At 68.0% G+C, this 13,826-nt stretch carries 9 protein-coding genes and 4 pseudogenes; 3 read left to right on the top strand and 10 right to left on the bottom strand.

Going from position 1 to position 13,826, the window contains the following annotated elements; translation table 11 throughout:
- Window positions 1-132 precede the first annotated feature (132 nt).
- The 7 genes and pseudogenes from ACFUJY_RS22980 to fxlM all read right to left on the bottom strand — a co-directional run bounded on the left by ACFUJY_RS22980 (window position 133) and on the right by fxlM (window position 7,905).
- Window positions 133-2,298: a family 16 glycosylhydrolase gene (locus tag ACFUJY_RS22980; protein WP_383302566.1), complete on the bottom strand. Its 2,166-nt coding sequence runs from the start codon at window positions 2,296-2,298 to the stop codon at window positions 133-135.
- 66 nt (window positions 2,299-2,364) lie between these two features.
- Window positions 2,365-3,240, bottom strand: a complete 876-nt coding sequence (locus ACFUJY_RS22975) for a glycosyltransferase family 32 protein (protein ID WP_383302563.1) — start codon at window positions 3,238-3,240, stop codon at window positions 2,365-2,367.
- 202 nt (window positions 3,241-3,442) lie between these two features.
- Window positions 3,443-3,820 (bottom strand): annotated as a pseudogene (locus tag ACFUJY_RS22970) (PIG-L deacetylase family protein); the annotation flags it as partial.
- Window positions 3,817-4,662 carry a hypothetical protein gene (locus tag ACFUJY_RS22965; RefSeq protein WP_383302560.1) on the bottom strand — a complete coding sequence of 282 codons (846 nt, stop codon included), beginning with the start codon at window positions 4,660-4,662 and terminating at the stop codon, window positions 3,817-3,819. The gene ACFUJY_RS22965 and the pseudogene ACFUJY_RS22970, both read right to left, overlap by 4 nt.
- Window positions 4,659-5,615 (bottom strand): hydroxymethylbilane synthase, encoded by a 957-nt coding sequence (hemC, locus tag ACFUJY_RS22960; RefSeq protein ID WP_383302558.1) that lies wholly within the window; start codon window positions 5,613-5,615, stop codon window positions 4,659-4,661. Before hemC ends, ACFUJY_RS22965 begins: the two co-directional genes overlap by 4 nt.
- A 35-nt stretch (window positions 5,616-5,650) precedes the next feature.
- Window positions 5,651-6,199, bottom strand: coding sequence for an AAA family ATPase (locus ACFUJY_RS22955; protein WP_383302555.1), 549 nt, complete (start codon window positions 6,197-6,199; stop codon window positions 5,651-5,653).
- A complete protein-coding gene (gene fxlM / locus ACFUJY_RS22950) occupies window positions 6,196-7,905 on the bottom strand; it encodes a methyltransferase, FxLD system (RefSeq protein ID WP_383302553.1) in 1,710 nt (569 codons plus the stop codon). The genes ACFUJY_RS22955 and fxlM overlap by 4 nt, the downstream gene beginning before the upstream one ends.
- Between fxlM and ACFUJY_RS22945 the strand changes: the two are divergent.
- From ACFUJY_RS22945 to ACFUJY_RS22935, 3 pseudogenes are all read left to right on the top strand, one after another.
- Window positions 7,787-8,954, top strand: a pseudogene (locus ACFUJY_RS22945) (IS30 family transposase). The gene fxlM and the pseudogene ACFUJY_RS22945 sit on opposite strands and share 119 nt — an antisense overlap.
- A 7-nt stretch (window positions 8,955-8,961) precedes the next feature.
- A pseudogene (locus ACFUJY_RS22940) lies at window positions 8,962-9,261 on the top strand (integrase core domain-containing protein); the annotation flags it as partial.
- Window positions 9,146-9,655: pseudogene (locus tag ACFUJY_RS22935) on the top strand (transposase); the annotation flags it as partial. The pseudogenes ACFUJY_RS22940 and ACFUJY_RS22935, both read left to right, overlap by 116 nt.
- Window positions 9,656-9,941: 286 nt before the next feature.
- Here the strand turns inward: ACFUJY_RS22935 and ACFUJY_RS22930 are convergent.
- From ACFUJY_RS22930 to ACFUJY_RS22920, 3 genes are all read right to left on the bottom strand, one after another.
- A complete protein-coding gene (locus ACFUJY_RS22930; RefSeq protein ID WP_383302551.1) occupies window positions 9,942-10,484 on the bottom strand; it encodes a hypothetical protein in 543 nt (180 codons plus the stop codon).
- A 78-nt stretch (window positions 10,485-10,562) separates the two neighbouring features.
- A complete protein-coding gene (locus ACFUJY_RS22925; RefSeq protein WP_383302548.1) occupies window positions 10,563-12,935 on the bottom strand; it encodes a tyrosine-type recombinase/integrase in 2,373 nt (790 codons plus the stop codon).
- Window positions 12,932-13,492 (bottom strand): site-specific integrase, encoded by a 561-nt coding sequence (locus ACFUJY_RS22920; protein WP_383302545.1) that lies wholly within the window; start codon window positions 13,490-13,492, stop codon window positions 12,932-12,934. The genes ACFUJY_RS22925 and ACFUJY_RS22920 overlap by 4 nt, the downstream gene beginning before the upstream one ends.
- Window positions 13,493-13,826: the final 334 nt, after the last annotated feature.

Genomic DNA, 13,826 nt, shown 5'->3' with positions numbered 1-13,826 from the left:
AACCAAGGAAGCTGAACACAAAATTTGATAGGGGACCGCGTGCCACAGCCATGCTTCTGCGCCCCCGTTACTGCCGCCATCCCTGTGTTCCGTCCGGCAACCTGCGTATATGCGGAAGTCCGCTTGCCCCTTTCATGCTTGGGGCAGGCCACGGGCCTCGAGTGAACTGATCTCCAGCACAGCCGGGAGGGCCTCTCTCTCGAGGGGGCCGGCGAACTCGGTGGACTCGCTGCTCCACAGGTTCACGTTGAACTCCAGAGGCTGGTCGGGGACCGGTGTCGGGTCCCACAGCACCCGCTCGTACACAGTGGCCCCGTCCACCCGCCACCGGATGCAGTCGGGCTGCCAGTCGATCTCGTAGTGGTGAAACTCCTTCGACGCGTCGAAGCCGAGGTCGATGACCGCAGGCGTGCCCCGGTAGCCATACTCCAGCTTGGTGCCGGGGATGCCGGGGTTATAGAAGACGTTGACGAGCATGCGAGTCGTGTCTTGGCCGAGGATCTCGATGTCGATTTCCTGGCGAGGACCGTTGCGGTGGAGAAACAAACCTGTCACCAGGCCTGATCCGGAGGGGGTGCGCAGGCGAGCACTGAAGGCGCCGTAGGTGAAAGATGGGCGGCTGGCTATGGCGCCCCCCGTGAGGTCGCGGACTTTACTCACCTCCCCTCGGAGCGTGAGCGTGGCGGGTCCGCGCGGCGGCAGGGTTATATTGCCGGGCCGGAAGAGGGCTCTGTTGCCGGGAAAGGTGTCCTCCCGGAGGTACCAGTGCCTGTCCTCAAGCTGGGTGCCCTCGTGCCACGTGGCCGCATTCTGGCTGGCCTGAAGAGCGTTGTCCTGTGGGGCTGACATTTTCGGCATGATGCCTGACCACCCCGCGCGTTGAATGATCCAGGGGCTGGTGTCCCAGGCCAGAGGGTGTCCGGAAGCGCTCGCGTCACTCTGTGAGCGGGTTGCGACACTCCGCTGGCCCTGCTCGGGCTGGCTTGGCCAGGGGTGGGTGGGGTAGTCGCATGCGAGGAATCGGGCGAGTGCCTGCCAGGGGTCGGGGTCGTCGGCCGGGAGCATGAGTCGTCGTTCGGGTCGTTGTTGATCCCATGCTTCCTGGAACGGGGACGGTGGCTTCGCCGCCGTCGCGGACATGGTCGTCATGACGAGGCGCACCCGATTCGCGGAAACGATACGTGCGACCTCGCGCGGAGTCAGGGAGCCGATATTGACATATGCGTCGAATACGCGGCGCCGACTACCGCGGACGAGTGCTTGGGTTTCATCGGCGGGCAAATTGGTCAGATCGCTGACACAGCGGAATCCGAGGACGGAGAGTGCCTTGGCAAGAGTGGACAGACCGGTTCCGGGCTCGCCAATGACCAAGATCGGGTCCCGTGTCGGGCGGTGCTGGAGGGATTGGGGCGCTTCGCGCCGGATGGCGCCCACTTTCGCCAGGACCGGCATGACGGAGTAGGAGTTGCTCGAGGCGATGCCTGGTCGCTGCTCAATAATGGGGCGGTGCGTCATCTGTACATTGAGGTGGCCGAACTGCTGGTTGATCCACAGGTCGATGGGGCCGTGGGCCGGCAGCTGGTCAAGTAGCTTGCGTGCTCCAGCTTGGGAGAGCACGTAGCCGGAAAGCTGCCAAACTCCCCTAGTAGGGCGCCGCAGTAGAGGCCTTCTGTGGCGTCGAGGGTCTGCTTCCTCACCGGTCTCTTGGTAGGAGAGGTAGAGGAGATCAACGGGGTGGCCAGCATCGGAGCTTGCCTGTATGTCGCTCCAGGCGTACTCGAGCACGGACATACATGTCCGGGTGACGTACGCATCGTCTTCGAGCACCAGGGTGTAGGGAGCGTTGCTGGTGGCAATGAGCTGCCAGACGTGGATGTGTGAGAGGGCTACCGCGATCTCTTGCGGTGTCATGTCGATGCGTGTGGCGCGTGCGGCGTCGTCGATGTCGAGGCGAGGATGCGGGTCGACCAGAAGTTGCTCGGCCAGTGTGTAGGTGGGCTCAAGGAATTCCGGCGGAGGGCAATCTTTTAGGTAACGGGCGTCGACCGCCGGGAAGCGTCTGGCAAGGGTGTGCAGTGGGTGGCCGGCGGCGTCACGGAGCCGACTGAGTTCACGGTTGACCATGGTCCACCGCTCTTGGGCGCGGTCGAGGTTAATCACGTAAATGCGTTCGATCGCCGTGGCTGTACGGTGGGACGCGAACGCGGTGCTCCGCCGGCGAGTTGAAAGGTGCCTGGTGCGGTAGCGTGCGTGGGCCCGCAGGGAAATGGGCAGGCCGTGCAGGGAACTGATGTTCATGGGTGGGGAGACACTGCCTCTGTTGTTCGAATGGTCTGCGGCTGGGCCACGTGTCCGGTCCAGTGGTTAGTGCTGCTGGCTCCATAGGCGCCAATTGCGCTCGTCATTGCGGTAGCTGAGCGGCCACCGGCTTACGGCAACAGTGTCCCAGGCAAGGAGGATTTCGACGTCAATCGATTGTCCGAGCCGCTCCCGGTGAAGCGCATGTCGGGCGAGTGCGACGGTGAGGTTGCCTGGCCCCGTCAAGGACTGGATGTCGAGGGGGTCGCCGGTGTGAGCGAGGAGCGCGGCCGTGGATGCCTGAAGTGCTGCAACGACGACGGGATGCCCGGCAGGCGCGATGATCGGGTTGTTGTTGACGTAGTGGATGAACGTGCCTCTGTAGCCGTCGGCTGTCATGGCCTGCTGCGGGTCCACCATGGTGTCGGTGGCGGTGTCGTAGCACAGCGCCTGCAGTCGCAGCCGCGAGTCGCGGAACAGAGAGGTCCAGTCGGTGCCCTGATAAACGTCGTCCGCATCGACGTAGAAGCCGCCGTTTCGGGCGAGGTAGCACAGCCGGAAGTAGTCGCTGCGCATCGCCGGGTGAGAACAAGAGTCGAAGGCTGCTGTATGCGCCTCACCGAACAGGAAGTTGATGAGCTTGCGCGCCGAGTCGTCGTCGTAGACCTCTCGTCGAAAGCCCTGGTCTTCCAGCACCGTCCAGCTCGTCATGCACTCCTGGACATCGGCGGGGATGTGTGCGGAGTCATCCCAGAACTGGACGATCACGCGGGGAATGGGGTCGGCAGGTGCTGCTGTCGTGGGCTTGGACAGCATGCCGGTCAGGTGCCGTAGGTATTGGGACCTGTTTGCGTGGTCCTCTTCGAGGTCCTGCGCGGTGAGTGTGCGCTCCCCGACCCCCTCCGGCTGGCCGTACAGCCCAGGCGGCGTGGGCACGGTCATCGGGCCCCCTGCCGGAAGCTCGGCCTGTTGATCTTGAATCCATCGCTCCGGGCCACGGAATCTCCCCTTGCCTTTTGTGTTCTGTTCTTAATGGTAGTGAGAAGAGAACGAAGGGAAGACGGTTGCGTCGCGCTGTCGGGCGACTCGTAGCGCTGACCCTGCCCTCACTACAAGCCTTGAGCTCTGAACACATGGACTTGACAGGGAATCCGGTCAGTTGGCCGACTGCGTCGTGGGTGACGACGATGTCCGGTCGGAAGTTGCGGATGTGGGCGACGAGGTGGCCGACGGCTTCATCGATCGGGGCGTCGACGAGTCGGGTTCGGCCGGGTGCGGCTTCGGGGTTGCGGGCGTCGTTATGGCCGAGCAGGCGCGGGGTGCCGGCGCCGAGGGCGGCGAGGGCGTCGGCGAGTTCCGGGGCGCGTCGGCTGTCGGGTGCCCAGGTGGCGGTGACGACTGCCGTGCGGGCCCCGGCCGTGTGGTGCTGGGCGAGCACGCCGCCGGCGAGGAGGGACTCGTCGTCCGGGTGCGCGAAGACGGCCAGGATGCTGGGATACACGGGGTTCTCCGGAGCGGTCACGGTACGGGGGTGGCGGTGAGGTGTGCGGCGTGGCGGGCGAGGTGGGGTGCGATGCCGCGCGCGGTGACCTGCAGGAGCTGGGCGAGTGCGACGAGTTGGCCGGCCCGGCCGGAGGGTGTGTTCAGGACGTGGGTGAACTCGCGGCGGATCCGGGCGGCCGTGCCGGGCTGCAGGAGGCTGTAGGCGTACAGGAGCCCGGTGTCGAAACCGACCGGGATCTGCCCCCAGCCTTCCCAGTCGCAGATGACCAGCGGGGGACCGGTGAGGTTCGCGAAGTGCAGGTCGCCGTGTCCGGTGGTCCACGCGATGGGCGGGGCCGGGATGCCGAGGAGGCGGGTGAAGTGCCGGTCGATCCATTGCTGCCGGACCGTCGTACGGGTGGTGGGCACCGTGGCGGTGGCGGCCAGCGCCTCCCGTAGAGCGGCCCACCAGGAGGAGGGCGGGTCGAGTTCCCTGCCCAGGACGGGCCCGCCGGCGGCCAGGGCGGGCCGCGGCAGGTATTCGGACAGCTCGGCGCGGTAGACGTGTCCATCGGCGATCCACTCGACCACGTCGTACAGCCTGGGCCGGGGCACTGACCGGGGGAGCAAGGCGTCCGCCTGGGCGTTCCCGTCCCAGGTCGCCCCCGGCGCCTTGTCCACGGGGCGGGCGACCACGCGCAGCCAGCGGTCGCCCGCCCGGCGGCTGAGGGTGCGCCCCTGCCACCCCCACGTCTCCGCCCCGTGGGCGCTGACCTTGAACAGGGCGGCGCCGATTGTGTGGGCCCGGCGCATTTGGGCGAGCTCGGAGGATTCCCGAGGCGGGGCGAACACCTTCGTCAAGGGCGCCTCGTGTGTCGTCATGCCGGTGCGCCCAGCAGCCGGGCCGCCCCCGAGTGCAGGAGCTGTTGTCCCGCTCGGCGTCCGGTGCGGGCCGCGTCGGTGGACGGGCCGACCGCGGTCGTGCGGACCGGGGTCCCACCGGCGGGGTCGAGGACGACGGCGTGCACGGTCACCGTCTCTGATCCCGGTGTGTGGACGGCGTGGACGGAGGCGGCGGTCAGGCAGCCGCCGCCGAGCGTGGCGAGGGCGGCCCGCTCGGCGTCCAGGACGACGCGGGTCGGGGCATGGGTGAGCGGGGCCAGCAGCTTCGCCGAGGTGTCGTCGCCGGTGCGGTGTTCGACGACGACGATGCCGGCACCGGAGGCGGGCAGCCAGTGGGCGGGGTCGAGGATCTGGGCGGCGCGCTCGGCGTGGCCCAGGCGGCGCAGCCCTGCGAGGGCGGCGAGCATGACGTCCACGCCGAGCGTTCCGGCGTCGAGGCGTGCCAGCCTGCTGTCCGCGTTTCCCCTGATCGGGACCGGCACCAGTCCGGGGTACAGGGCGCGCAGGAGCGCGGCCCTGCGTGGGGCGCTGGTGCCGACCCGGGTGCCGGGCGGCAGTTCGGCCAGGGTCGCCGGCGCGTGCCCCAGGGGCAGGACCAGGGCGTCGCGGGCGTCCTCGCGGGGCAGGACCGCGCCAACCGTGATGCCCGGGGCGCGGTCGTGTGGACCGGGCAGGTCCTTGGCGCAGGCGATGGTGGCCTCGACCCGCCCGTCCAGGAGCCTGACGTCGGCCCTGCGGGTGAAGGCCCCCTTCCCGCCGATCTGTGCGAGAGGACCGGGGTGCTGGTCGCCCTCGGAGGTGATCGAGACGATGTCCAGGTCCGTTTCCGGGTGGCGGGCGCGGAACAACTCGGCGAAGCGGCCGGTCTGTTCCAGGGCCATCGGGCTGGGTCGGGTACCCAGCCGAAAGGGCCGGGTCGTGGTGGTGGTCACGGCGTGGTGGTCTTCCTGTCGGCGGAACGGTCGGATCAGGCGGCCGTGTGCAGGTGGGCGAGAGCGGCCTGGAGGGTTTGGTCGGCGGTGAGGGTGGTGGTGTCGATGACGTGACCCTGGGCGTGCAGCCAGGCGGTGGACTCCTGGTAGTTGGCGGCCCGGCGGCGGCGGTAGGCGCGTACGGCTTCGCTGCGTTCCGGATCGCCCGGGAACTCGTCGCTGGCCTCGATCCGCTCGGCGAGTGCCGCCGGTCCGGCATGGACGACCAGGTGGTGGAAGCCACCGCCCGTGCGGAGCGGCGCGAAGATCTCCTCGGCGTAGGCCGGGTTGAGGACGGTCATCGGCACGATGACGGGACTGCCCGTGTGGTGGACCAGGCCCGCGACGAAGGCCCGGGTCAACTGCCGCCACAGCGAGAGATCCTGGTAGTCCCGGGGCTCGAGGGCGTGGCTGGCGAGCGCGCTGCGCAGCAGGTCGCCGACGGCCTCCGGGTCCGCGACCGTCGCCCCGGGCAGCGCACGGCACAGCCCGTAGGCGAGGGTTGTTTTGCCGCTGCCGAAGGCACCGTTCAGCCAGATGATCATGCTGCTCCTGTGGTCGTGGTGGCTGTGCCGGTGGGCCTGGCGGGGGCGGGGAGGCGCCCGTCGCGGCCGGGCCACTGGAAGACCAGCCGGAAGGACGCCTTGTCCAGGACGTCCCCGGCGGGCAGCTGATGGTCGGGGGTGCCTGCCGGGTGTGCGGTCAGGACGGGATCGGCGTGCTCGTTGTTGTCGTCGGCGCGGATGTGGCGGTCCCAGGCATGGACCGTGGCCGAGAGCTGCTCGGCGAGCTGCGGGCCCTGATCACCGAAGGCGTGCACGACCCATTCCCATTCACGGTCCTGCGGGTCTTCGCCGTGCCGGGTCTGGACATGGGTCAGGTAGGCGAGCGACGCGTCGCCGAGAACGGCGGGCGCGTCACGGCCCTTCGGGATGACGGTGACTCCGGGATCCTGGTGCGCGTGCAGCCGGCAGAAGCCGGGCAGGGTGGTGGCCGCGTACAGCTGCAGGGATCCGAAGTAGGCGCCGGCGCCCATCGTGATGCCCGTGGCGATCTCGTGCCGCGGCCCGCGCAGCGCCTCCTTAAGACCGTGTGCGCCGGCGGGGGCGCCCTCGTCGAAGCGGAGGCTGAGCGCCCCGTCGAGAAGGGGTACGACGGGGGCGGTGCGGGCCTGTTGCCCCTGGTCGCGGACGAAACCGCAGTACGTGAAATGGGCCGCGTGCAGGACCTCGCCGCGCCGCTCGAAGGTGACCGACCGTGTGTAGCCGCCGATCTCGAGCGGCAGCACGAGGCGCCCTCCGTTGGACAGTTGCTCGACCCACGCAGGCGCGATGTCCCAGCAGTTGTAGGTGATCATGGTGGCGTCGAAGCCGCCGCGCGGTACGAGGTGGGCGGGGGCGCCGAGCGCTGCATCGGCCTCGACGACGGTGACGCGCCCGCTGCCGGCCTCCGTGAGGAAGGCCCGGGTGCGGCGTACGACCCAGGGGTCGATGTCCGCGCTCACCACCCGCCCGGCTGCGGTGACGTAGGCGATCAGCTCGGCGTTGTAGCCACCGGACCCCGCCTCGAACACGATCGCGCCCGGATCGAGACGCAGCTGCTCGATCATGTCGGCCTGCAGCCAGGCCGCGGACACGGAACTGATCGCCGTCCCTGATCCGTCGCGGCGCGTGATGACTGCCCGGTCGCCGCCGTCGTACGCAACCGCCAGGCCCGCTTCCGGGACGTAGCGATGCCGGGGCACGGTCTCCAGCGCGCTGCGTACGGCACTGGACGGAGCCCAGCCGCCCTCGATCACGGTCCGGGCCATCGCCCGGCGCAGCCGGCCGGCTTCGGCCGGCTCGCCCGGCACGGGCGGCCGCTCAATGGCGAGCGGGTAGGAGACCACGGGCGGCAGATCTGGGATGACGCCGGGCCATACGGCATCCAACGCCTGGGCGGCAGGGGCGAAGATGCCGCCGACACAGGCGAGGGTGTGCAGGTCGAGGAACTCCCAGCCGTGGAATTTGTCCGGCTCAGGGTTGGCCGGGGTTCCCGTCCACGCGGTGATGCGCACGACAGCGGTGAGCCGCGGGATGCCGTGGCTGTCGTCGACCAGCATCGTCACCACATACGCGTCCGCCGGGTCGGCGATCAGGCCCGTTTCCTCGGCGAGCTCGCGGACCGCCGCGGCCCAAGGTATGGGTGTTCGTGAGATTGCTCGGCACGTCGACCGTGATCCGGGGACGATTTCCCGCGAGTTGCGTCGCAACGCAGCTACCAGGAGCGGGAACCTCGATTACCGGGCCTCGGTCGCCCAATGGAAATCTGACATGGTCGCCCGCCGCCCGAAGGTGTCGAAGCTGGTCGCCAATCCGCAGTTGCATGCGTACGTCCAGGAGCGGCTGTCCGGAGAGATCAGCACACCTGCCGGCCAGGCGATCGCAGGACCTTCGACAGGCGTGTGGACGGGGCGGAACAAGCCGCACCGCAAGGACCGCGCATGGGTACAGGCGTGGAGTCCGGAGCAGATCGCGAACCGGATCAAGCTTGATTTCCCGGATGATGAGTCCATGCGCATCAGTCACGAGGCGATCTACCAGGCTCTCTACATTCAGGGCCGCGGGCCGCGGGGCGCTGAAGCGGGAGCTGATCTTGTGCCTTCGTACGGGCCGCGCGCTGCGTGCTCCGCGCGCCCGTTCGCGCCGCAAGACCTGGGCGCATGTGACGCCCGAAGCGCTGATCAGTGAACGGCCTGCCGAAGTCGAGGACCGTGCCGTTCCTGGCCACTGGGAAGGCGACCTGATCATCGGGCTGGAGCGGTCCGCGATCGGCACTGTCGTTGAGCGGTCAACTCGATTCACGATGCTGGTTCACCTGCCGCGCGAGGAAGGGTACCGGCACAAGCAATCGGTCAAGAATGGCCCTGCGCTGGCCGGTTATGGGGCGATCACAATGAAGACCGCCCTCGCCAATGCGATGTCGACGCTGCCTGAACAGCTGGCCCGGTCGCTGACTTGGGATCGCGGCAAGGAGATGTCGGCCCATACGCAATTCAGAGTCGGGACGGGCATTCCCGTATTCTTCGCCGATCCGCATAGCCCGTGGCAACGCGGCACAAATGAGAACACAAACGGCCTCTTGCGCCAGTACTTCCCGAAAGGGACCGATCTCTCGAGATGGTCCGCCGAGGAAGTCGAGTCCGTCGCTCACACTCTCAACAGCAGACCCCGCAAGACGCTCGGTTGGAAGACGCCAGCCGAGGCGTTCAACGAGCAGCTAAAGTTGTTTCAACAAGCTGGTGTTGCAACGACCAGTTGAATCCGGCCAGTACACGAGCAGAATTTTCGCTGAAGCATGCAGGTCAGCAGGGGTGCGGCGAAGCATGAGCGCGGTCGGGTCCAGCGCGGACAACGCACTCGCCGAGTCCTTCAACGCCACCTTCAAACGCGAAACCCTGCAAGGACGAAAGAGCTGGCCGACCGAGCGCGAGGCCCGGCTCGACGCCTTCCGATGGCTCCACCGCTACAACACCCGACGCCGACATTCCACCCTCGGACAACGATCACCGATCGCCTTCGAGGAGGCTCTCCACCGCACACCAACTACGCTGGCCCAAGCCGCATAACCCGTGTTCAGGATTGGGGTCAAGGCCCATCGACGCCGACACCCGCCTCGTGGTCGTGGTCGGCCGGCCGCTGCCCGGCAACCGCAACGACTGCCGAGCCTGGGCGGAGTCCGGGGCGAAGGATGCCGTCGGCAAGACGATGGCCATCGCGGACGGCGGCTACCCGGGCACCGGTCTGGTGATGCCGCATCGCCGGGCGAAAGGCCAGGGTGCTCTCCCCGACTGGAAGCAAGAACACAACCGCTCCCACAAGCAGGTCAGAGCACGAGTCGAGCATGTCTTCGCCCGCATGAAGGGCTGGAAGATCCTGCGTGACTGCCGTCTCAAAGGCGACGGCGTGCACCACGCGATGCTCGGCATCGCACGCCTGCACAACCTCGCCCTGGCCGGCTGATGAACAAGCCGCCCGACGGGCATCCATGTCACCGTCTCGACGGCGACGATCATTCACGGGACAACCCATAGCCCGCACATGTCGACCTACTTGGCATCGCGCCTGCGGCTCCGGTCCCGAACTCCCAGTCGCCTGATTCGCCAGGCAGGGAACGGGTGGCGGGCCGCTCCGTGACGATGAAGTGAGCCATGTCGACCAGCATGCGTCGAACAACTGAGATAGGGACGACCAGATCGTCCCTTGTCTGAACTTCACTTCTGCGTACTGAAGTTCAGCCAGATCGTGGTCATGGCAGCAGTTGGTGTGTCTCGATCCAGGGAAGTAGCAGATCGCGCGTCGGACCGGGTTGCAGGTGGCCGATGAGCCACTCCAGGTGAGCTGTCAGGTTCTTGTGCTGCCGCAGCTCGCGGATCTGTTCGATAGGAAGCTCGCGCCACTTGGTGGCGAGGGTCGCCGCTTCTGATAGCGACATCGCCAGGGCGGCGAGCGTGTCGACGCCCAATGCCTCTGGACTCCAGTCGGAGTTCTCGTCCTCGGGACCCAAGTGTTCGATCACCCACGTCCGCAGCATGAAGTCCTGCTGGAGTTCGCGCGCTGAGCCCTCTGCGCCTTCGCCGAGCATTCGTCGGTTCGCCAGCAGCGACAGCTCAGCCCAGTGCCGACGCATTTCGCGGGGCTGGCTTGAGTCGTAGGCGTGTTGCTGGGCAACAACGCGGACCGATTCGAGCTGCGAGCAGTCGTGAGCGTCCGCAGTGAGCGCCTGGGGACGTTCGATTGGCCAAGTGCTCAGATCACGCTCTGGTTCCCTCTGATCTGAACCGGTGCTCACCGGCTGTCGCTCCTGGTCGTGGGGATGCCGAGACCGACGACGGTTCGTTGCTGGGAACGCCGGTCGATCTGGGCGAGCTTATCCTCGGCGCCGGCGAGGCTGACCTTGAGTTCTTCGACCTCGCCGAGCCAGCCCTCGCGCTCGGCCTCGGCGATGCGGGCGAGGAGGTTGTCGCGGATCTCGGCGAGTCGGTGGCTCTGGGTAGGGTCGGGCCAGAGCATCGGGCAGCAGACGCAGGCATGCTCGTGGATGCAGGGGGTGCCGAAGGGCGCGGCCGCATGCGCCGATGGAGACTTTGCGCCGCTCGAAGTGGCCGAGGAACTCCTGCCATTCATCATCGGTGGGGACGCGGTACTCCTCGCCCGGGCGGAGGGATCGGCGACGGGCGAGGAAGGCCATGTGCGCCTGGATCGCTTCTTCCGGGTAGACGGCCTTGTAACCGAGGGTGACGTTGATGTCCTGGTGGCCTGCGATGACCTGGGCGATGTGCGGCGGCAGTCCGTTGAGGATGGCGTCGGTGATGAACAGGCGGCGGAAATCGTGCGGTGTGTAGCGCAGTGGGTCGCCGATGGTATCGGTCAGGCCCGTGGCGATGAGGGCTCGGTCCAGCATGGTGCGGACGGTCTCGTCGGTGAAGGCGCGGTCCTCGCCGGAGATGCGTCGTTGAAACAGCAACGGGGCTGGCTCCTGCCACTCGCATTCGCGGCGGTCGTAGGAACGGACCAGGGGAACGGCCCCGGAGCTGTCTCGAGCTCGGCAGATGATCGCGCTCAGGACGTCGGCGAGCTCGGGGCTGACCAGCAGCAGCCGCTCGGTGTCCGTCTTCGATGGGACGATCTGAACGAGGGGGACGAGTTCACCAGTGGTGGGCAGCCGGAATTGGACCAGGCTGTGGTGGCTGAGTTCGATTAGTTCCTCGATGCGGATGCCGGTGGCCCGCAGTACCTCGACCGCGGCCCAGGTCCAGAAGGCCCGCTCGTCCTCAAGCCCCAGGTCGCGGCGTTTGCCGGTGTCAGGGTTCTCTGCCCAGATCCGGCCGGCCGCTCCGTGTGGAACCACGGCGCGTACGAGTCGCTGACCGGCAGCGGCGAACACCTCGCCGGGGCTGGTGTGCCGGGCGGCTTGCAGCACCGCGGCGGCGTCCCTGCGGCGCTGGTCGACCGAGCGGACAAGAATCGGCAGCACCGGCAGGCGCTCGCGGGTGCGGGCGTCCATCCTCGCCTTGCGTCGTCGCTGTAGTTTGCGGTGCTCCAACTCGTCAGCCCTCACCGGGCTCGGTGCTACCCACGGGCCCCAGCGGCCGGGCTCTTCAAGGGCCCACTGAGCGATGTCGAGGTAGAAGGCCCGCACCTGGGTGAGCGTGTCCCGGTGATTGAGCCGCTCGGCCTTTGCGCTCGTGCGCCGGCCGTCGGGACCGATGACGGTCTTGTCCTTGGTGGCAATCCTCTGCTTCCACTGCCCGATGACGTCCGGGGCGAGGCGGAGGCTGTCGGCATCGGGATGATGCTGCTCGATGTTCCGCCAGAGGCACTTGCCGAGGTGGTAGGAGAGGGACCTCAAGCTGTTGTAGTCCAGCGCGGGCTGGCGTTCCCGCAGATAGTCCACCAGCAGGTCACGGACGGGACGGCAGGTCAGTCCGTAACGGTCGATCAGCTCCTCCGGCGTCCGCTGTCCCAGGTTACGGACCTCGCGCAGATTCTGCGGGGCGCCCTCCCCAAGCGCCCCGAACTGGTGCAGCAGGCGGTAGAATACCTCGGTCCCCGCCATCGCCCGCTTGAGCACCACGGCTTGGGTCTCGAGGAGCTCCAGCACGTCGCCGACGGTGATGTCAGCCAGCGCGCCGCCCTTCGCCGCGAGGATCAGGGCGCTGCGGCAGAGCGTCGTGTTGACGGCGCCCGGCCGCACACCGTGGGCCTGAGCGCCCAGCTCTCGCAGGCGCTCAAATCCGGCTGGGTCTCGGCTGTGTGCCATGGAGCGGACCAGCACTCCTTGGCGGCTGGCTCCGGCGGCCAGCCAGTCCACCGACGGCCGCAGCAGCTCAGCGCTGATCACCGTCGTCAGGGCCCGGCCCACCACCGGCATGCGCCAGGCTGCCTTCAGGCCGCGCTCGTGCAACCACTGCTTGATCACCGGCCGCCAGGCGGCGCCGGCCTGCTCGATGCCGCTGGCCTGCCACCGTTCCTGCCAAGTCTGTCCGGGATGGTCTTCCAGCCAATCCAGCACCATCACGATGCCGTGCTTGTGGTGCAGCTCGCTGCCAGCGCTCTTCAGAGTGTAGGGCGGCCGGGACAGCAGTCGGGCCGCCTCGGCGCGCGAGCGCTCGGTGCCCGGCCAGCTGTCAGGAACGGTGCGGGCTGGGAAGCGCTTCTGGGCGGCCATTGCGCGGTTGCGCCCACGCGAAACTCCGAGAGCCAGTGCGCGGTCGGCGTCCTTCGGCAAGATGGTGGTCATCGGGCTCCGGCTCCGAACAGCGCCTCGAGGCTCTCCGGCCGGTAGTCAGCTGCGGGAGGCGGCGCGATGCGGGCGGCTGCCTGCCGCGCCTGTTCGGCGTGGTGGGCCAGCAGTCGCCTGATCACGACTTCCTTGCGGGGCGTGAGGTAGAGCTGTGTCGTGGTCAACTGGGCGTGACCGAGGACGAACTGGACATCAGTGAGCGGCAGACTGGGATCCTCGGCCATCCGGTAGGCGGCGGTGTGCCGTAGCGCGTGCAGCGTCGCGGACGTCCCCGCCTTGGCGTTCGCCCGCTCAAACATCCGGTGAACCGCGTGGTAGGTCAGCGGTCTCGATGGTGAGCGCAGAGTCCACCACACCGGGAGGCGCTGCCCGCGTGGGATCGCGTCGTCCATCTCCAGCTGGTAGAGCCGCAGCCAGACGAAAGCGTCAATCGAGGCGGGGAGTTCCTGGACTTCGCGGGTGCCCTTGCGGACCACCGAGATCAGCTGGCGTCCCGGATCGACGCCCGCCTGCCAGGTGCTGAGCAGTTCGCCGGCTCGGGCCGGTGGAGACATAGAAGGCGACCAGCGCCAGGTCCCGGTGCGACGGGAGCCGGGCGAAGATCTCGTTGAACTCCTCATCAGGGACACTACGGGGCACCCTCTTGGGCACTCTCGGCCGGTAGAGCCCAGTGCGTTCGTTGCGGGGCGGGTCCATCGGATTGCGGTGGGCGTGGGCCCGTCGGCCGCGACGCGTCCGGCCCAGCGGCAACGGGTTGAGGATCGGCCCGGTGCCGATGTCGCGGTGGAAGTCGTAGAAGCTCCGCAGCACGGTCTCGCTGTGCGCTCGCACCGACGATGCGTACGGCTTCCCGCCCGCTGCCCACCGGCCCGCCTCGCTCGGGCGTCG

Source organism: Streptomyces sp. NPDC057249 (genome assembly GCF_042669245.1).
Lineage (GTDB): Bacteria > Actinomycetota > Actinomycetes > Streptomycetales > Streptomycetaceae > Streptomyces.
This window is presented reverse-complemented; position numbering and strand designations above follow the sequence as displayed.